The organism is Chryseobacterium sp. Bi04, assembly GCF_918698085.1.
GTDB lineage: Bacteria > Bacteroidota > Bacteroidia > Flavobacteriales > Weeksellaceae > Chryseobacterium.
Genome location: NZ_CAKKLP010000001.1, coordinates 965,269 through 984,201 on the forward strand (window position 1 = coordinate 965,269; position 18,933 = coordinate 984,201).

General features: G+C 36.0%; 15 protein-coding genes, 1 pseudogene and 1 riboswitch. Of the genes and pseudogenes, 13 read left to right on the forward strand and 3 right to left on the reverse strand.

Going from position 1 to position 18,933, the window contains the following annotated elements; genetic code table 11:
- Positions 1-19: 19 nt before the first annotated feature.
- Entirely contained in the window at positions 20-844 is an 825-nt protein-coding gene (locus tag LQV47_RS04270) for a UDP-2,3-diacylglucosamine diphosphatase (protein WP_230034169.1), read from the forward strand.
- Positions 845-1,816: a glycosyltransferase family protein gene (locus tag LQV47_RS04275; protein ID WP_230034171.1), complete on the forward strand. Its 972-nt coding sequence runs from the start codon at positions 845-847 to the stop codon at positions 1,814-1,816.
- Here LQV47_RS04275 and LQV47_RS04280 read toward each other — a convergent pair.
- Both LQV47_RS04280 and LQV47_RS04285 read right to left on the reverse strand, forming a co-directional pair.
- Positions 1,805-2,095 carry a GNAT family N-acetyltransferase gene (locus tag LQV47_RS04280; protein ID WP_230034173.1) on the reverse strand — a complete coding sequence of 97 codons (291 nt, stop codon included), beginning with the start codon at positions 2,093-2,095 and terminating at the stop codon, positions 1,805-1,807. The genes LQV47_RS04275 and LQV47_RS04280 overlap by 12 nt on opposite strands.
- 169 nt (positions 2,096-2,264) lie before the next feature.
- Positions 2,265-3,014, reverse strand: a complete 750-nt coding sequence (locus LQV47_RS04285) for an RDD family protein (RefSeq protein WP_230034175.1) — start codon at positions 3,012-3,014, stop codon at positions 2,265-2,267.
- Positions 3,015-3,041: 27 nt separating this feature from the next.
- Here LQV47_RS04285 and LQV47_RS04290 point away from each other — a divergent pair, with 27 nt between their 5' ends.
- The 7 genes from LQV47_RS04290 (at position 3,042) to LQV47_RS04320 (ending at position 9,865) form a co-directional block, all read left to right on the forward strand.
- Positions 3,042-4,025 (forward strand): stage II sporulation protein M, encoded by a 984-nt coding sequence (locus LQV47_RS04290; protein WP_230034177.1) that lies wholly within the window; start codon positions 3,042-3,044, stop codon positions 4,023-4,025.
- Complete coding sequence (locus LQV47_RS04295) at positions 4,009-4,971, forward strand: DUF4013 domain-containing protein (RefSeq protein WP_230034179.1); 963 nt, start codon at positions 4,009-4,011, stop codon at positions 4,969-4,971. Before LQV47_RS04290 ends, LQV47_RS04295 begins: the two co-directional genes overlap by 17 nt.
- Positions 4,964-5,752 (forward strand): DUF4129 domain-containing protein, encoded by a 789-nt coding sequence (locus LQV47_RS04300; protein ID WP_230034181.1) that lies wholly within the window; start codon positions 4,964-4,966, stop codon positions 5,750-5,752. The genes LQV47_RS04295 and LQV47_RS04300 overlap by 8 nt, the downstream gene beginning before the upstream one ends.
- A gap of 13 nt (positions 5,753-5,765) precedes the next feature.
- Positions 5,766-6,926, forward strand: coding sequence for a hypothetical protein (locus tag LQV47_RS04305; protein WP_230034183.1), 1,161 nt, complete (start codon positions 5,766-5,768; stop codon positions 6,924-6,926).
- Between the two features lie 65 nt (positions 6,927-6,991).
- On the forward strand, positions 6,992-8,023 hold the full coding sequence (locus tag LQV47_RS04310) for a MoxR family ATPase (protein ID WP_230034185.1): 1,032 nt from the start codon (positions 6,992-6,994) through the stop codon (positions 8,021-8,023).
- A gap of 68 nt (positions 8,024-8,091) precedes the next feature.
- Positions 8,092-9,414 carry a DUF58 domain-containing protein gene (locus tag LQV47_RS04315; protein WP_230034187.1) on the forward strand — a complete coding sequence of 441 codons (1,323 nt, stop codon included), beginning with the start codon at positions 8,092-8,094 and terminating at the stop codon, positions 9,412-9,414.
- A gap of 31 nt (positions 9,415-9,445) precedes the next feature.
- Entirely contained in the window at positions 9,446-9,865 is a 420-nt protein-coding gene (locus LQV47_RS04320; RefSeq protein ID WP_230034189.1) for an OsmC family protein, read from the forward strand.
- A gap of 66 nt (positions 9,866-9,931) precedes the next feature.
- Here the strand turns inward: LQV47_RS04320 and LQV47_RS04325 are convergent, their stop codons facing one another.
- Entirely contained in the window at positions 9,932-12,547 is a 2,616-nt protein-coding gene (locus tag LQV47_RS04325; RefSeq protein WP_230034191.1) for a glucosidase, read from the reverse strand.
- Positions 12,548-12,735: 188 nt separating this feature from the next.
- A riboswitch (SAM riboswitch) is annotated at positions 12,736-12,843 on the forward strand.
- Positions 12,844-12,923: 80 nt separating this feature from the next.
- On the opposite strand from LQV47_RS04325, the pseudogene LQV47_RS22530 reads away from it, so the two are divergent.
- The 4 genes and pseudogenes from LQV47_RS22530 to LQV47_RS04350 all read left to right on the forward strand — a co-directional run bounded on the left by LQV47_RS22530 (position 12,924) and on the right by LQV47_RS04350 (position 18,927).
- Positions 12,924-15,384: pseudogene (locus LQV47_RS22530) on the forward strand (alpha/beta fold hydrolase).
- A gap of 123 nt (positions 15,385-15,507) precedes the next feature.
- Positions 15,508-16,668 (forward strand): O-succinylhomoserine sulfhydrylase, encoded by a 1,161-nt coding sequence (locus LQV47_RS04340; RefSeq protein ID WP_230034197.1) that lies wholly within the window; start codon positions 15,508-15,510, stop codon positions 16,666-16,668.
- Between the two features lie 73 nt (positions 16,669-16,741).
- Positions 16,742-17,752 carry a homocysteine S-methyltransferase family protein gene (locus LQV47_RS04345; protein WP_230034199.1) on the forward strand — a complete coding sequence of 337 codons (1,011 nt, stop codon included), beginning with the start codon at positions 16,742-16,744 and terminating at the stop codon, positions 17,750-17,752.
- Between the two features lie 83 nt (positions 17,753-17,835).
- On the forward strand, positions 17,836-18,927 hold the full coding sequence (locus LQV47_RS04350; RefSeq protein ID WP_230034202.1) for a fatty acid desaturase: 1,092 nt from the start codon (positions 17,836-17,838) through the stop codon (positions 18,925-18,927).
- The last annotated feature ends 6 nt before the right edge of the window (positions 18,928-18,933 follow it).

Below are 18,933 nucleotides of genomic sequence, written 5' to 3' on the forward strand. Positions count from 1 at the left end.
AGTTTCTTTGTATAAAACTATGAAAAGAAACGTTGAATTAGTTGTTATATCGGATGTTCATTTGGGAACTTATGGATGTAAGGCTAAAGAATTGTTGAGATATCTCAATTCTATCCAGCCCGAAACGTTAGTTTTGAATGGTGATATCATTGATATCTGGCAATTCAAAAAGTCTTACTTCCCTAAACCTCATTTGAAAGCGATCAGAAAAATCCTTTCATTTGCTACCAAAGACACAGAGGTTTATTATATTACAGGCAATCACGATGAAATGTTCCGCAAGTTTACTGATTTTGAATTGGGAAAACTAAAGGTCTGCAATAAAATCTGCCTGGAAATAGACGAAAAAAAAACCTGGATCTTTCATGGTGATGTGTTCGACGCATCAGTTCAACATTCCAAATGGATTGCCAAGCTTGGCGGAAAAGGATATGATCTTTTAATTATCATCAATAATGTTGTTAATTGGTTTTTAGAAAAAATGGGTAAAGAAAAATATTCATTTTCAAAAAAGATCAAAAATAATGTGAAAAAAGCGATTAAGTATATCGGAGATTTCGAGCTTACTGCTTCTGAGCTGGCTATAGATAATCATTACGATTATGTTGTCTGTGGCCATATTCATCAGCCCCAGATTCGGGAGGTCGTTACTAAAAAAGGATCCTGTACTTATTTAAATTCCGGTGATTGGATAGAAAATTTATCGGCATTGGAATATAATGAGAAAAAATGGAGTATCTTTTACTACGACGAACATAAACATCTGCTGAAAGATGACGAAGCTGAAGAAATTCAGGAGATGGACAGCTCTGACCTTTTAAAAATCGTAACCAATTTCACTTAAATGAAAATTCTGTATGCATTTCAAGGAACCGGAAATGGCCATATGGCCAGGGCACAGGAAATAATTCCTATTCTTAAAAAATATGCTTCGGTAGATACACTGATCAGTGGTCATCAATCCCAATTAAAGGCTGATTTCGACATCAACTTCCAACATAAAGGCATCTCTCTGCTTTATAACAAAACAGGCGGTCTATCCTATCTCAAAACATTTACTGAGAATAAATTCCTGGAAGCTGTCAAAACAATAAAGGAACTGGAGCTTTCTAAATATGATTTAATCATCAATGACTACGAGCCTCTAACGGGATGGGCTTCCAAATTGAAGAAACTGCCGATGATAGAACTGAGTCATCAGGCATCAATGAGCTTTTCGGAGACCCCAAAACCTGAAAAGAAAGATTTCCTCGGAGAAATGATCTTAAAATATTATGTTCCCAGCGAAAGGAAAATAGGTTTCCATTTTGAAAATTATCATCCTCAGATCAAGAAGCCGGTTATAAGAAAGAAAATCAGAAACCTGAATCCTTATAAACAGGGGTATTATGTAGTTTATCTTCCCAGTTTTGCAGATGAAAATATTATTAAAGTTCTTAGAAAAATTCCGGTAGAGTGGAAGGTATTCTCTAAATACAGCAAGGTACAGGTGAAAGTAAAAAATGTTGAAGTATTTCCTATAGATGAAAGCCAGTATCTGAAATATTTTGAAGGCTGCGAGGGGATTTTATGCAACGCGGGTTTTGAAACTCCGGCTGAGGCACTTTTTATGGATAAAAAATTATTCGTAATCCCTATTCATAATCAATATGAACAGGAATGTAATGCCTGTGCTTTAGATAAAATGGGAATTCCAAATTCTAAAGTTTTAAATCTACAGGAAATTATGGAATGGGTAGCTTCTGACTATCACTTAAAAGTAGACTACCCCAACAATATTGAGGAGATTCTGTTGAATGAGGTTCTAATTCTTTAAAAGGATATCATCTACATCACTCATTCTCATCATTACTGATCTTGCATAGGAACAGTGAGGATATACCTGCCAGTTATTTTCTCTGGCAAACTTTATGGCTTCTTCTACCAAATATTTCCCCATTCCTCTTCCCTCAAATTCAGGGTGAACCAATACGAAAGAAATAATCAGCTTATGGTCTTCAGGGAAAATGGTATAAGTAAGTCTTCCTATTTCCTTTATTTCATTATTTAGTGTCAGAACTCCGCCGTTTCCGGATTTATTGTTTTCAAAATTCATGATGTAAGGCTTTAGGACTAAAGATGCAAAAATTGCACCACTGGTTACTATGAGTATGAATGATCAGTAATGAGTAATTATAGATAAGCTTTATCTTGAGTTTCTACAGGGTATTTTCAAATTGACGATTCAACTGCATCGCAAAATTGCCAATTATTGCTAATTGTCATTAATTATCCTTTCCTGTATAGTAGTTGTAATCTTTGATAATTACATTAATAAACTGTCTTTCCGTCATTTGGGTAGCGTCTATCTCCAGTTTTAAAATACTCTTGATCTTATTGGAAAGCTTAGTGATAATCTGACGGTCATCTATTTCCAATGCTTTGGTGTAGTTGTCTTTAATAATTCTCATATCGTTATCACTTAATGCAATAACCTGAGGAAAAGAGGGTATGTAATCCTCGTGGATATTTTCCAGAATAGTATGAGAGATATTAATATTGTTTTTTAAAGAAATTACTGCTGTTCCGGAAGCGATATCTCCCAGTCGCTGATTGTTTTTGGTGATAATCATTGAAACTAAACCTACTATTCCGGCAAAAGAAACATCAACGAGCCTGAAAACCCAGCGGATCATATAATCTCCAAAGCTGGCCTGGTAACCATCAATCTTTACCACTCTTATTTTCATCAGTTTTTTACCGGGAGTCTGTCCTTCTGTCAAACTCTCAAACACTACAGGATAAATGTAAGTTGGGAAGGTAAGAACAATATAAACAGCCATCATAGACCACTGGTCAAGGCCACTTAATAAATATCCCAAATCTAAAATATTAAAAAAAGTATAAAATACGATAACAACAAAAGCAACTCTTATCAAAAGGTCAATAATAAATGCAAGCATTCTTTCTCCTACACTGGCCGTATTGAAGTTAATATTTACATTTTGTGAAGTATTTATCGCAATTTGAGACATAATTTTTATTATTTTAGCCTTACAATTATGAGAGAAGTTTATTTCATTAAACAAAATAAAGAAAAATGGTTGGGAATAGAACAGGTTATTCAAGGAAAAATTAAAAAAAATCCTGATGACCTGTCTTCACTGTATATTAATTTGATCAATGACCTGTCTTTTGCACAGACATACTATCCTAAAAGCAATACAACTGTTTACTTAAACCACTTGTCGTCTCAGATTTTTCAGAAAATTTATAAAACAAAAAGGGTAGAAGAGAACCGGTTGATTTATTTTTTCCGAACAGAAGTTCCATTATTGGTTTATCAGTATAGAAGATACCTGATGTATGCTTTTCTTTTCTTTATTCTGTTTACTTCAATAGGTGTGCTCTCTGCCGTCTATGATAAAGATTTTGCAAATATTATCCTTGGGGAAAGCTATGTAAATGAAACTATTGAAAATATAAAGAATAACAATGCTGTAGGAATTTATCAAAGCGGATCTACATGGGGAAGTACCATAGGAATTATTTTTAATAACATCCAGGTAGGAGCCAAATTATACATGTATGGTATTGCGGGAGGAGTGGGAACGCTGTTTGCTCTTCTTTCCAACAGTGTCATGTTAGGTTCTTTTCAGTATTTTTTCTATGAATATGGAGCTTTGAAGGACAGTGCAAGAGGAATATGGCTCCATGGGGTCTTTGAGATTTTTGCTATGGTAGTAGAAGCCATGTGTGGATTAATTTTAGGAGCTTCTATTTTGTTTCCGGGAACTTTTTCAAGGTTTAATTCTTTTAAGAGGGGATTTAAAGATTCATTTAAAATATTTTTGAGTACCATTCCATTCACTATTTGTGCAGGAATTATTGAAGGATATGTGACAAGGCATGCGCTGAAAATGCCTTTGGTTTTGAACATAGCAATTATTTTCAGTTCACTTGTGATTATTGGATTTTATTATTTTGTATATCCGTCAATCGTCAATAAAAAAATTAATAACCAAATCAATGATACAGTTTTATAAAAAAAGGGATTTTGGAACTTTTATAAGTGACAGTTTCAATTTTTTCAAATTATACGGAAAAAACTATTTCAAAAGCTATCTTTTGATTAATGGCTTATTGTTAATTCTTATGGTAACTGTCGTGGTTTTCGGATATAAAGAGCTCTTTTCTCAGCTTTTCGGATCCAATCTGGGTGGTGATACGTACTATTTTGAGCAATATTTTTCAGAAAACGGAGGAATGCTGATTGTAGTAGGGCTGCTTACGTTTTTACTTTTTATGGTCCTGGCCATCGTCAATTATCTGTTTCCTGTTTTCTATGTGAAAAGAATTGCCCAGGGGGCAAAAAATATAAAAACCGATGAAATCCTGAGTGATTTTAAAAACAATGCCGGAAAAATAGTGAAGTTATGCCTTGGAATTATTTTTATTGTAGCACCGCTGGCCCTGTTTGTGATTGGATTTTCCTATCTCCTGATATTTATTGTAATTGGTTTTTTCCTGATATTTCTTGTGTATCCTACAATATTTAATGTCACTACATTTCTGATGTATGATTATTTTAATTCAAACAGAGGTTTTTTTGAAAGTTTGAGTTATTCAATGAGGGCACAGTTTTCCTATCCGAACGGAAGTGAAAAATCTCCATACTGGAAGTATTGGGGAGCGGCATTTGTGATGGTGATTATTATCTCCATTGTGGCTTCATTTTTTACCTACATTCCGATGATATTTTTTTACGGATCAATCCTTACCACTGCTCCGGATGCAAACTTTGAACAAAATCCCTTTACAGGTGCAATAGGTATTGCCTTTTTTGTTTTTTATGGTATTTCAATGCTTCTCTCATTTTTCCTTTCCAATCTGATGTATATTAACGGAGGGCTGATGTATTATGACAGCAGAACAGATCTTCACCAGAAAGTGGAACTTGAAGAAATAGACACCATTGGTAATAATGAATAAATTTCTGTTTTTCATACTGTTTTTTTTGTCCCTGGAATTGATTAATGCTCAGGAAAATATTCCTGTGGATGACTATCTGGGAGATTCTTTGAGTAGAAATCATTACCACAATATGCTGCGTGCAGATTCTGTATTGATGAAAAATCCTGTATCAGAAAATAGGGTATATTCAAAGGAATTTAAAGAAAACATTCCTTCCAGATATAAAGGTAAAGAATACGACTATTCTGTAACCAAGCCAAGAGAATCTTTCTGGCAGAAGCTAATGAGAAAGATTGGACAGCTTTTGCAGAGTATTTTTGGAGAAACAGCTCTTTCCAAATCTGCAGAGCTCACTACAGTTCTCATTCGGCTATTTGCCATTATCCTGGTAGGATTTCTTCTCTACTTTATCATCAGATATATGCTGGGAAAAGACGGAAGCTTTATTTTTGGTAGAAAGAATAAAAAAATAAATATTAAGGTAGAAGAACTTCATGAAAATATCCATGAGATTAATTTTCCTGAAAGTATTGCAAAGTTTGAACATGAAGGAGATTACCGTTCGGCAGTACGTTATCAGTTCTTGTTTATTCTTAAAAAATTAAGTGATAAAAAACTGATCGACTGGAACCCCGAAAAAACGAACAAAGATTATACAATGGAGCTAAAAGCAACCCATCTGAAAAACGAATTTTCAAGCCTTGCCTATATCTTCGATTATGTATGGTATGGGGAATTCAATATTGAAGAACAGAGTTACAGGAAATTTAAAAACCAGTATCAGGTGTTTAAACCATAATTAAAGATTAACCATGAATAAAACTTTCAAAATATATGCTGTAATTTTCATCGTTGTGATGGTTATTCTGGCGTTGCTTGAAGTTAACAAAAAAGAGACTACAAACTGGCGCAAAAACTTCGATATTAACGAGAAGTCTCCTTTCGGGCTGTTTGTTTTTAATAATGAAGCAAAGGATCTCTTTAAAAATAAGCTCAAAAAAACTGAGCAGACACCTTACGAGTATTATAATCAACATAAAAGAGGAATCCATAATATTGTTGTTATCGAAAACAATATTGACAAAGAGTCATGGAAGAAAATCCTGGATCAGGTATCCAATGGTTCCGATGCGATGTTGATTATGGAACGCAGCATGCCCAAAGAAATATCCGACAGTATTGGTTATTATGACTCAGATATTTCTTTTGAAGAAGAGAATGTGCTGAAGCTTACCGATAAAAAATATCAGAACGATTTTATAAAACTGGATAAATTTCCGTCCGGAAGAGGTTTTTCATTTATTAAGCCCCAGATTGAGATACTCGGTAAGACAGTGGAAAGAAAGAATACGGATCAGGCCAATTTTATTAAAGTAAAATTTGGGAAAGGTAATATTTATGCTCACTGTGAACCGCTTTTCCTCACCAACTACTATCTTCTGAAGCCCGGAAATGTAAAATACACACAGGATGTTTTTTCTTATCTTCAGGATAGGGAAACGGTTTGGTTTGTACCAAGCAGCACTAAAGCATCACGCTTCTTTATGAGGTTTGTATTGTCAAATCCTGCTTTGAAATATGCCTGGTGGGTTCTTTTAGGCGGACTTACCCTGTTTATTTTCTTTAATGCTAAAAGAAAGCAAAGGGTAGTAGCCGTTATAGAACCATTGAGAAATACCTCTTTAGATTTTGTTAAAAGCATAGGGAATCTTTATCTTCAGGAAGGTGATTTTCACGATATGATGGCCAAAAAAGCCCAATATTTCCTAAATAAAGTGAGAATGGACCTGCTGATTGATACCCAGCAATTAGATTCGGAATTTGCAAAAAAACTGCAATTGAAAACCGGAAAAACAATAGAGATGATAGATGAGGCAATAGGGCTTATTAAAAAAGCTCAGGACCCATATGCAAGTGTCATGAAAGAAGACCTGGCAAGGATCAATAAACTCCTTGATGAGATTCTTAAATAAAGTAAAGTCCTGATTGGACAATGTAGAGATAGAACGAAGCCTGTCAAAAAACCAAAGATAAAATTATGGAAAACCTTGATAACGAAAACATAGAAAATCAAAGCACGAGAAACCTTAATAAAAGCGAAGACCAGTTTCAATCCAGAATAGATATGATTGAACTTCGTGCAAGCATTGATAAAGTAAAATCTGAAATAGGAAAAGTAATTGTAGGGCAGGAGAATATGATAGAACATCTGTTGGCTGCATTACTCTCAAACGGTCATGTTTTAATTGAAGGTGTTCCGGGAGTTGCTAAAACAATTACTGCAAAACTACTGGCAAAAACGATTGATGTAGGCTTCAGCAGAATTCAGTTTACCCCGGACCTTATGCCTTCCGATATTTTAGGAACATCGGTTTTCAGTGTGAAAAATTCGGAGTTTGAATTTAAAAAAGGACCTATTTTTTCCAATTTCATATTAATTGATGAGATCAACAGGTCGCCTGCAAAAACACAGGCTGCTCTTTTTGAGGTCATGGAAGAAAGACAGATTACAATGGATGGTACCCGTTATATAATGGATGAACCTTTCCTTGTGGTGGCTACCCAAAACCCAATAGAGCATGAAGGAACCTATAGGCTTCCTGAAGCTCAGCTGGACCGTTTCTTATTCAAAATTAATGTGGGATACCCTAATCTTGAACAGGAAATAGCCATTATCAGAAATCAGCATGAAAGTAAAAAAGAAGATAAAACCGAAGGCGTAAATCATGTAATTACAGCAGAACAGCTGAAGAGCTATCAGCATTTGGTAAAAGAAATCATTGTGGAAGCACAGTTGATGGAATACATTGCTAAAATTATCATCAATACCAGAGAAAACCAGTTTTTATATCTGGGCGCCTCTCCCAGAGCTTCATTGGCGCTTCTCACAGCCTCAAAAGCATTTGCGGCATTGAGAGGAAGAGATTTTGTAACTCCGGAAGATATTAAAGAAGCAAGTTATGCTGTTTTGCGACATAGAGTGATCGTTTCTCCGGAAAGAGAAATGGAAGGTCTTACGGCAGATGAAATTATCCGTCAAATCTTAGAGGGAATAGAAATTCCGAGATAGGTAGCAATAAATGATTGTGATAAAGCTAATAAACACTCACCTAAAACCTGTCATCTGCAACCTAAACAATGAAAAACTTATACATCAATACACGTTTCTTCTTTACGCTCATCGGAGTGGGGGTTCTGTATGTTTTGGCATTTTTCTTCCCGGCATTGATGTGGGTTGCCCATATCGTGTTACTGGTATGTTTTCTTGCGGTAATGGTTGATTACCTACTTCTCTTTAATCAGAAAAGTGCATTACAGGCTCAAAGAATAGTGCCGGAGAAATTATCCAATGGCGACGAAAACTTTGTGAAAATTGATATTAAAAACAATTACAGTTTTAAGATTACCACCAAAATTATTGATGAAATACCTTTCCAGTTTCAGAAAAGAGATTTTTTAATTGAAAAACATATTCATTCCGGGACAAATACTTTTTTCCAATATGCACTGGAACCTAAAGAAAGAGGAGAATATCATTTTGGAAGTCTGAATGTATATGCCTCTTCACCATTGGGATTGGTTTCCAAAAGATTTAGTTTTCAGAAGGATGCGATCTTACCTTCCTATCCATCCTTTATCCATCTCAGAAAATATGAACTGATGGCTTTGCAGAGCGAATTTATGCTGGGAGGAATTAAGAAAGTCAGAAAGTTAGGGCATACCATGGAGTTTGAACAGATCAAGGATTATGTTCCGGGAGATGATATCAGAACCATCAACTGGAAAGCAACGTCCAAAGCCAATCGCTTAATGGTTAACCAGTTTCAGGATGAGAAATCACAGCGTATTTTTATACTGATTGATAAAGGCAGAACAATGAAAATGCCCTTCAATGGACTAAGTCTGCTGGATTATTCTATTAATGCTGCCATGGCATTGTCTCATATTATTTTGAGAAAAGGAGACCGGGCCGGAATGATGACTTTTTCAAAAAAAGCAGAAAATAAAATTGCTGCCGATAATAAATCCGGACAGTTGAAAAAAATCTCAGAAGCCCTTTACAATATTAAAACAGATTTCTTTGAAAGTGATTTCAACCGGTTGTATCAGGATGTAAAATATTCGCTCAACCAGAGAAGTTTAATTTTGCTTTTTACCAATTTTGAAACACTGGACGGATTAAACCGCCAGTTGAAATACCTTCGTGGAATTGCTAAAAATCACTTGCTGGTAGTGGTATTTTTCAAAAATGCTGAGCTCCAGGCGCTGATCAATAAAAATCCCGAAAATATGCAGGAGATATATGATGAGATCGTCGCTGAAAAATTTGAATTTGAAAAGAAACTAATTATCCAGGAGCTGCGTAAATATGGAATTTACACCGTATATACCCTTCCTGAAAACCTGAATATTGATGTTATCAATAAATACTTGGAGATAAAAGCGAGAGGAATTTTATAACTTTGCAACAAGCAACAAGCAACAAGCAATAATGAAAATAACACTCAACAGAATAAACGACGACTTTTTATTTGAATGTACCAACTCCCAAGGAAACTCTATTCTTTTGGACAATACTTCCCAGCCGGGAGCTAAAGGTGTTTCTCCAATGGAAAGTGTCCTGATGGCTGTAGCAGGCTGCAGCGGAATTGATGTGGTTTCTATTTTAAAAAAGCAGCGTCAGGATATTAAAAGCTTTCAGGCAGAAGTGGAAGGAGAGAGAATTCAGGTAGATGATGCAAAGCCTTTTAAATCTATTAAAGTAAAATTCCTTTTGGAAGGAGAAATTGATCCTAAGAAAGCATTAAAAGCAGCAGAATTATCTTTTGAAAAATACTGTTCCGTATCAAAAACGTTAGAACCGAATGTAGAAATCGGATACGAAGTTTTTGTGAATGGAGATAAAATTTAATTCTATTGTCTTAAAAAATAAAAAAACCCGGATGTCTCATCCGGTTTTTTTATGATTCACAGCCTATTAAAATGTCAGCCTTGGTTTAATAAGTTTAGCTACGGTAGCAGTCCATCCTGTCTGATGGGAAGCCCCTACGCCACGTCCATTGTCTCCATGGAAATATTCAAAGAAAGTGATATAATCTCTAAAGTGTTCATCATGATTAAATTTCGGATTTCCGCCGTTAAAAGCACGTTGGCCATGTTCATCCTTTAAGAAAATAGAGCAAAGTCTTTTACTGATATTTTGGGCTACTTCATCAAGATTTTTTTTATCCCCACTTCCTGTTGGAAACTCTACTTTCAGACTGTTCCCATAATAATAATGAAAACGCTGTAAGCTTTCCACAATCAGAAAATTAATAGGAAACCATATAGGGCCACGCCAGTTGCTGTTACCGCCAAACATTCTGCTGTCACTTTCTGCAGGAGTATAATAAACTATATTTTCCGTTCCGTGAACAGAAAATATAAAAGGATTTTCTTCATATACTTTAGACATGGCACGAATTCCGTAAGAACTTAAAAACTCCTTTTCATCAAGCATTCTTGTTAAAACTTTTGTCAGTCTGTTTTTACGAAGGATACTCATTAAGTGTTTCCTTCCATGTCCTTCCTCATCCCAATGAGAAACAAGCTTAGTAAGTTCAGGTTTGTTTTTTAAGATCCATTCCATTCTGCTTCTGAAGTTCGGCATCTTTTCCAGTAATCTGTGGTCTACGATTTCAACAGCAAAAAGAGGAATTAATCCCACAATACTTCTCAGCCTTAAAGATACACTGTCTCCGTTTCCAAGTTGAAGAACATCATAGAAAAAACCGTCTTCCTCATTCCAGAGGCCTTTGGTTCCTTCACCCAGATTTTCCATTGCTTCTGCGATATAAAGATAATGCTCAAAAAATTTAATAGCCATATCTTCATACACCTGGTAATATTGGGCCAGTTCCATTGCAATGCGCATCATATTTAAAGCGTACATAGCCATCCAGCTTGTTCCGTCAGCCTGTTCAAGATGCTGCCCGTCTTTTAAAACCATATTCCGGTCAAAAGCACCAATGTTATCAAGACCCAGGAAACCGCCCCCGAAGATATTCTTTCCATTTTTATCCTTTCTGTTTACCCACCAGGTAAAGTTCAGGAGAAGCTTCTGGAATACTTTTTCCAGAAATAAAAGATCAGGTTTTCCATTATTTTTCTCATCAATTTTAAAAACCCTGAAGCAGGACCATGCATGTACAGGTGGGTTTACGTCGCTCATATTCCATTCATAGGCAGGAAGCTGCCCATTAGGATGCATATACCATTCCTTGGTCAATAGCAAAAGCTGTCCCTTGGCAAATTCTGCATCTATCATGGATAAAGGAACACAGTGAAAAGCCAGATCCCAGGTAGCATACCAGGGATATTCCCATTTATCAGGCATGGAAATAATATCCTTATTGTGGAGATGATTCCATTCTGTATTTCTTACGTATTCATTAAAGTTTCTGGGTGCTTCAAAATTAGGATCACCTTTCAGCCACTTTCCAATATTGTAATGATAAAACTGTTTATTCCAGAGAAGCCCGGCAAAGGCCTGTCTTTGAACATTCCTTTCATCTTCATCAGTGGTGTCATGTTGAATTTCGCTGTAAAATTCTTCAGCTTCAGCTTTCCTGGTATTGAAGATCTCATCAAAGTTTTGAAAAGGTTCATCAGTTTCGTCAGGACACAGTCTGAATTCAAAAATCTTACATTGTCCGCCTTCAATAAGTTCGTCAATCAGAAAAGATGTTTTTGTTCCTCTTTTCTCAGGATTTACAGTGTCTCCCTTGTGAATAATAAAGTCATTAATACCGTCTTTGAAGTAAGTGTTTTCAATCTTGGGAGCTCCGTAAAGCTTGGAAGTATTGGTTTCATTATCACAAAATACCCGTTTTGCATTCCCATTTCTGGAATATAGCTTTTTAATCGAAATACTGTCATGACCAATGCTGATACTCCCATCATGAGAAGAAGTCATTTCGCCTTTATAGGTATTATATCCCCATTTCCAGTTGTTTCTGAACCATGCCGTTGGTGCTACCACAATTGGTGCGGCGTGCTGGCTTCGGTTACATACCGTAACCCTTACTAAAATATCGTTATGGTCAGCCTTACAATATTCAATGAAAATATCAAAATATTCATCGTCGTTGAAGATTCCGGTATCAAAAATTTCATATTCCGGTTCCTTTTTGCTGCGTTTTCCGTTTTCTGTAAGAAGCTCATCATAAGGAAATGCATTGATCGGATACTTATAAACCATTTTCATATAGCTATGAGTAGGAGTATTATCCAGGTAATAGAAAATTTCTTTGATATCTTCACCATGGTTTCCCTGAGGATTGCTCAACCCAAAGAACCGCTCTTTTACAATTTTATCTTTCTTGTTCCAAAATGAAAATGCAAAACAGAACAGCTGCTTGACATCGGAAATACCTGCAATACCTTCTTCTCCCCAACGGTAGGCATAGCTTTCTGCATTGTTATGATTGGTAAAGTTCCACGCATTTCCGTTTGGGCTGTAATCTTCACGTACATTTCCCCATTGCCGGTTGCTTACATAAGGTCCCCAGTTTTTCCATTTGGAATCTTGTAATCTTTCTTTTTCGGAGGTCATATCACATCATTTTTCTATACGAAGTTAGTTTTTTTGAAAAGTAATTCCAATTCCTATCATCTGAATAATTCTTAATATACCCTTGAAATACTTGTATTTATTGGGGATATTAAAATATTAATTTTTTTTTTTTTGAAATTAAAAGAAAAAAACTACCTTTGCATCATTCGTTCATTCAAATATTGAAAATGTTATCAAGAAAGGTTGAGGGATTAGACCCTATGAAACCTTAGCAACCCTTTGTGCAAGCAAAGAAGGTGCTACGTTCTACCAAAATAATTTTGGACAGATAACTTACTGAAGTTCTTTTCAGCCATTTCCTGTGGCATTTTCAATTGTATTAAAAATAATAGAATTGAAAACAGAACTAAACTATATTAATCTTTCGTATCAAACCAATTCCCAAAAGGAATATTATATCCCGTTGAGCTATGAGCTTTTCGGGACAGACCTGTTTACTGCACCCATTATTTTAATCAATCATGCGCTAACCGGAAACTCAAATGTATCCGGAGAAAAAGGATGGTGGAAACAATTAATTGGTGAAAATCAGGTAGTTGATACAAAAAAATATACAGTTCTGTGTTTTAATATTCCCGGAAACGGATATGATAATTTTTTAATTGAAGATTATGAAGATTTCACCCCGGCAGATATTGCCAATATCTTTTTGAAAGGGCTGGAAACTTTACAGATCAAAAAACTATATGCCATTATTGGAGGCTCTCTGGGAGGAAGCATTGCTTGGGAAATGCTTACAAAGCAGCCTAAACTGGCGGAAATATTTATTCCTATAGCCTGTGATTACAGAACTCACGATTGGCTGCATGCACAATGTCTGGTTCAGAAGTTTTTATTGAATGATAAAGATGAACCTCTGCAAAAAGCCAGAATTCATGCTATGTTGTGTTACCGGACTCCACAATCACTCAATAACAGATTTCAAAACAAATACAATAAGGAGAAAAAAAGCTTAGAATCGGAAGATTGGCTGGTTTATCACGGTAATGCATTAAACGATAGATTTAGTTTAAAAGCATATAAGCTCATGAACCATCTGTTAATGAATATCAATGCAGATGAATCAATGCTGGATAAAATCCAGGCACGAATGCACATGATCTCCGTTGATACAGATTTATTCTTTCCTGCTTCTGAGATCAGGATGTGTTTTGAAAGAATGGCAGAGAAAAATAAGAATGTTTCTTATCACGAGATCCAATCAGTACATGGGCATGACGCCTTCCTAATGGAATACCAACAATTAAATACTATCATAAAAAATATTTTATATACTCATGAAAAATGCTAACGAAATAAAATTTTTGAAGAACAGATCAATCATTAAATTTGAAGGAGAAGATTTCCTTGGAGAAATCGGAATTGACGGACGAATTTTCAAAGCGCTCACTTTAGCGCGTATCAGTGTAGGGGTAATTTCCCAGCAAGCTATAGAAAACGGAATCTCTATTTTGGTTCAGGAAAATGATGCAGAAAAAGCAGTGGCTTGTCTTATCGATGAATTTGAAGCAGAAAGAAAATCGGGAAAAGTTTCCCAAATCTACAGCATCAATAATGTTTCTGTACTTGGATTTGTAGCAGAAGATTTTAATAAAGTCCTTGCTGAGCTGGCCAGAAATAATGTTTTTCCATTGCTTTTAAACCAGGTTTCAGGAGAAAACAGAGTAAACATCGTAGTAACATCGTCACAGGATGAAAAAACCAGAAATATCTTAGAATCTGAAATATTCAAAAAACCAAAAACGGTTCACCTGGCAATTATAGGCCATGGAAATGTTGGAAAAACATTAATTGAACAGGTTCTTGAATCTTCAGAAGAAATTAAAAGACGCAAGAAAATAGACTTAAAAGTAGTTGCAGTAGCGAATTCAAAGAAAATAGCTTTCAATAAAAAAGGATTTGATGCAAATTGGAATGATGAGGTTCTAACAGCAGAACATTCATCAGATGTTCAGGAACTGATCAGATTCTCCAATGAAAATCAATTAGAAAATCTGATTGTCGTGGATAATACGGCGAGTAAGGATTTTGTAAAAAACTATCATGCCTTAGCCGAAAACGGATTTGACCTGGTTTCTTCCAATAAGATCTTCAACACACTTCCTATTGAAGAATATCGTAAACTAAGATATACGTTGAGTAAAAACAACAGACGGTATTTGTATGAAACAAATGTAGGAGCAGGTCTTCCGTTAATTGATACCATTAAATTATTACACCTTTCAGGAGAAAATATTACAAGAATAAAAGGCGTATTCTCGGGGTCTTTAAGCTATATCTTCAATAACTTCTCTGTAAGAAACGATAAGTTTTCCAAAGTTATCGGAGAAGCAATGGAGAAAGGGTACACAGAACCGGATCCGCGTGAAGATCTTTCTGGAAATGACGTAGCAAGAAAACTTCTGATTTTGGCAAGAGAGCTGGATCTGATCAACGAATTCCAGGATATTAATATTCAAAACCTGATTCCTGAAAATCTTCTGGCTGTAGAGAAAAATGAATTTATCTCAAGGCTGGAAGAACTCGATGAAGAATATCAGAAGATTAAAGAAAACCAGGAGCCTGGGCATGTACTGCGTTATGTAGGAGATCTGCACGGAAATCTGCAGGAAGAAAAAGGACAGCTTGATGTCAAGCTAGTTTCTGTACCGGGAAGTTCAGCATTAGGGCAGTTAAAAGGTTCAGACTCCATATTTGAGATTTATACAGAAAGCTACGGTGAAAATCCAATTGTTATTATGGGAGCCGGAGCCGGAGCGCAGGTAACTGCCAGAGGCGTTTTCGGAGATATTTTAAGAGTAAGTGAAATAAAATAAAATTAATGTAACAATTTGACAATGTAAAGTTTACCAATATTTATAAATGGACGTTCTGAGCGTAGCGAAGAATCTCATTGCTATATTGTTAGACTGCTATATTGGTAAATTAATTAAAACTATATGGAGAATTTTGAAACATCAGCAATAAGAACCCAAACTGAAAGAACCCAGTTTGACGAGCATTCCACGCCATTATATCTTACATCCAGCTTTATTTTCCAGGATGCCGAAGATATGAGAGCAAGCTTTGCCGAAGAAAAGCCTAAAAACCTATACAGCCGTTTCTCTAACCCGAACGTAACGGAATTCACAGATAAAATTGCTAAAATGGAAGGTGCAGAAGCAGGATATGCATTTGCGACGGGAATGGCGGCAATTTATTCCACATTTGCAGCATTATTGAATGCCGGCGATCATATTGTAAGCTGCCAGTCGGTTTTTGGATCTACCCATACCTTGTTTACCAAGTATTTTCCAAAATGGAATATTGAAACCACCTACTTCAAGGCAGGCGATGCTGAAAATGTAGAAAAATATATCAAGCCTAATACAAAGATTCTATATCTTGAAACACCCACCAATCCTGCTATTGAGATTCTGGATCTGGAGTTTTTCGGGCAGATTGCTAAAAAATACAATCTTATTTTCATTGTAGATAACTGTTTTGCAACACCTTATCTTCAGCAGCCGATAAAATATGGTGCAGATGTTGTTGTACATTCAGCAACGAAGCTGATTGACGGACAGGGAAGAGTTTTAGGAGGAATTGCAGTAGGAAAGGAAGAGCTGATCAGAGAAATTTATCTTTTTGCAAGAAATACAGGACCTGCACTATCTCCTTTTAATGCATGGGTATTATCAAAAAGCCTGGAGACATTGGCAATCCGTGTTGAAAAACATTGTGAAAATGCATTGAAAGTAGCCGAGTTTTTAGAAAGTCACCCTAATGTAGAACTGGTAAAATATCCATTCCTGAAATCCCATCCGAACTATGAAGTTGCCAAAAAACAGATGAAGCTCGGAGGAAATATCGTTGCTTTTGAAATAAAAGGAGGAATAGAGGGCGGAAGAAATTTCTTAGATAAGATACAAATGTGTTCACTTTCCGCTAACTTAGGTGATACAAGAACGATCGTTACTCACCCGGCTTCTACAACGCATTCCAAATTGTCTGATGAAGAGAGAAACGAAGTAGGGATTACGGCAGGTTTAGTCCGTTGTTCAGTAGGGCTGGAAAATGTAGAAGATATCATTGTAGACCTGAAGCAAGCCTTAGATTAATTGATAAAGCCCTGAAGGGGCGATTTAGTACAAGATAGGACATGGTCCTATTCACTCATCAACTATAAGAGACATGACAAATATAGAATCATTAAATAAAGCCTTAAAAGAGCGTATCCTCATCCTCGACGGTGCCATGGGAACAATGCTTCAGCGTTACAAGTTTGAAGAAGAAGATTATCGCGGAGAGCGATTCAAAGACTGGGAACATCCGGTAAAAGGAAATAATGACCTGCTTTCTTTGACACAGCCCCATGCGATTGAAGAAGTTCATAAAAAATATCTGGAAGCAGGTGCTGATATCATTGAAACGAATACGTTCTCAGGAACTACGATTGCAATGGCAGATTATCACATGGAAGAACTGGTTTATGAACTGAACTATGAGTCTGCAAGAATTGCCAGAAAAGCCTGCGATGAATACACCGCAAAAAATCCTGATAAGCCGAGATTTGTGGCAGGATCTATAGGGCCTACAAACAGGACAGCAAGTTTAAGCCCCGATGTTAATGATCCTGGGTATAGAGCGATTACTTTCGAAGAATTGAGAGTAGCTTACAGGCAGCAATGTGAAGCACTATTGGATGGAGGATCAGATATTTTGTTGGTAGAAACCATCTTTGATACACTGAATGCCAAGGCCGCCTTATTTGCCATTGATGAACTTCAGGAAGAAAGAGGAATTACAATTCCAATCATGGTTTCAGGAACCATTACCGATGCCTCAGGAAGAACTTTGAGCGGGCAGACAGCAGAAGCCTTTCTGATCTCAGTTTCTCATTTGAACCTGTTAAGCGTGGGCTTCAACTGTGCTTTAGGAGCAGATCAGCTGACACCTTACCTGGAAACGCTGGCCCATAATTCAGAATTCTATGTTTCGGCTTATCCGAATGCAGGCTTACCGAATGCTTTTGGGAAATATGATGAGACACCGGAAGATATGGCCAGACAGATTAAAGAATATGTAGAAAAAGGATTGGTCAATATTATCGGAGGATGCTGCGGTACTACTCCGGAACATATCAAGGCAATTGCTGATATGGTAGAAAAATATCCGCCAAGAAAATTGAAGGAATTTGTGTGATTTGATAGATTTTTTTAATCAAAATCAAGAATGTTGGCTGGATTGTAAATATTAACTTTAAATAAACCATAAAGTTTAATGTAATGGAAAAGCCGAGTTACTTAAAAAATTCAGACGATGCGAAACTGTTTAATGAACTGAGAAAGAAAGTGAACCAAAGGGTAGAAGCAATTCCTGAAAACAGGGATATTTATATTCAGGTGAAGGCTGTTATCCTGCCATTGATCTATATAAGCTTATACTTTTCTGCAGTTCTCAACGCAGAAAAGCCTTGGATGTATATATTGAGTTTTATTGCAATGGGCATTTTTTTGGTTTTGATTTACTTAAATCTAATTCATGAAGCAGCTCATAATAATATTTATAAAAGTAAAAGACTGAATTTTCTGGTTTTGCACATTTTTGATTTTGTGGGAGCTAATTCCTACATCTGGAAAAAAAGGCATATAGCAAGTCATCATGCCTATCCGAATGTGGACGGCTGGGATACCGATATCGAGCAGAGTGGTTTGCTGTTAATCATTCCCTGGATCAAAGCAAAAGGAGTACAGAAGTATCAGGATAAGTTTTTCTTTTTAGTATATCCGTTGTATTTATTCAACTGGATGTTTATAAGAGATTTTAGAGACTTCTTTGATAAGGAAAGGGTGATTTTGAAAACCCAGGGAAAAATACCTGCGATAGAAAAAATAAAAATGATAGGCTATAAGTTGTTCTACTTTTTTTATCAGATTGTAATTCCTGTTATGTTCTTTAAAGTATCAGTAGGCTTGGCATTGGGAGCATGGTTTTTACAGGTGATTTCAGCAAGTATTTTTGCCTTGTTTGTTTTATTGCCCCTGCATCCGCTGCCTGATAATGCTTTTCCGAGATTAGACAGGAGTAATGGACTTCCATTCAGCTGGCTTCGTCACCAATTTGAAGTCACTAATGATTTAAAAGAAAACAATTGGCTGGTGAGAAATGTGTTGGGGAATTTTAATTTCCATGTTGCCCATCATTTATTTCCAAATTATAGCTATATGTATTATAACGAAATCACTGAGGAGATAGAAAAATTTGCTAGAAAGTATGGTTTAGCATACAAAAGGTTTCCACTGATCACTGCTTTAGCCAAGCATAGAGATTTATTAAGGCAGAATGCAAATAATGCCTATTATATTTTAGAAGAATAAAATTAA

What these genes read in the sequence shown, in the direction of transcription:
- LQV47_RS04275 (WP_230034171.1), top strand. Translation starts at nt 845, where the DNA reads ATGAAAATTCTGTATGCATTTCAAGGAACCGGAAATGGCCATATGGCC.
- LQV47_RS04305 (WP_230034183.1), top strand. Translation starts at nt 5,766, where the DNA reads ATGAATAAAACTTTCAAAATATATGCTGTAATTTTCATCGTTGTGATG.
- LQV47_RS04270 (WP_230034169.1), top strand. Translation starts at nt 20, where the DNA reads ATGAAAAGAAACGTTGAATTAGTTGTTATATCGGATGTTCATTTGGGA.
- LQV47_RS04290 (WP_230034177.1), top strand. Translation starts at nt 3,042, where the DNA reads ATGAGAGAAGTTTATTTCATTAAACAAAATAAAGAAAAATGGTTGGGA.
- LQV47_RS04345 (WP_230034199.1), top strand. Translation starts at nt 16,742, where the DNA reads ATGACAAATATAGAATCATTAAATAAAGCCTTAAAAGAGCGTATCCTC.
- LQV47_RS04285 (WP_230034175.1), bottom strand. Translation starts at nt 3,014, where the DNA reads ATGTCTCAAATTGCGATAAATACTTCACAAAATGTAAATATTAACTTC.
- LQV47_RS04300 (WP_230034181.1), top strand. Translation starts at nt 4,964, where the DNA reads ATGAATAAATTTCTGTTTTTCATACTGTTTTTTTTGTCCCTGGAATTG.
- LQV47_RS04315 (WP_230034187.1), top strand. Translation starts at nt 8,092, where the DNA reads ATGAAAAACTTATACATCAATACACGTTTCTTCTTTACGCTCATCGGA.
- LQV47_RS04350 (WP_230034202.1), top strand. Translation starts at nt 17,836, where the DNA reads ATGGAAAAGCCGAGTTACTTAAAAAATTCAGACGATGCGAAACTGTTT.
- LQV47_RS04310 (WP_230034185.1), top strand. Translation starts at nt 6,992, where the DNA reads ATGGAAAACCTTGATAACGAAAACATAGAAAATCAAAGCACGAGAAAC.
- LQV47_RS04325 (WP_230034191.1), bottom strand. Translation starts at nt 12,547, where the DNA reads ATGACCTCCGAAAAAGAAAGATTACAAGATTCCAAATGGAAAAACTGG.
- LQV47_RS04320 (WP_230034189.1), top strand. Translation starts at nt 9,446, where the DNA reads ATGAAAATAACACTCAACAGAATAAACGACGACTTTTTATTTGAATGT.
- LQV47_RS04340 (WP_230034197.1), top strand. Translation starts at nt 15,508, where the DNA reads ATGGAGAATTTTGAAACATCAGCAATAAGAACCCAAACTGAAAGAACC.
- LQV47_RS04295 (WP_230034179.1), top strand. Translation starts at nt 4,009, where the DNA reads ATGATACAGTTTTATAAAAAAAGGGATTTTGGAACTTTTATAAGTGAC.
- LQV47_RS04280 (WP_230034173.1), bottom strand. Translation starts at nt 2,095, where the DNA reads ATGAATTTTGAAAACAATAAATCCGGAAACGGCGGAGTTCTGACACTA.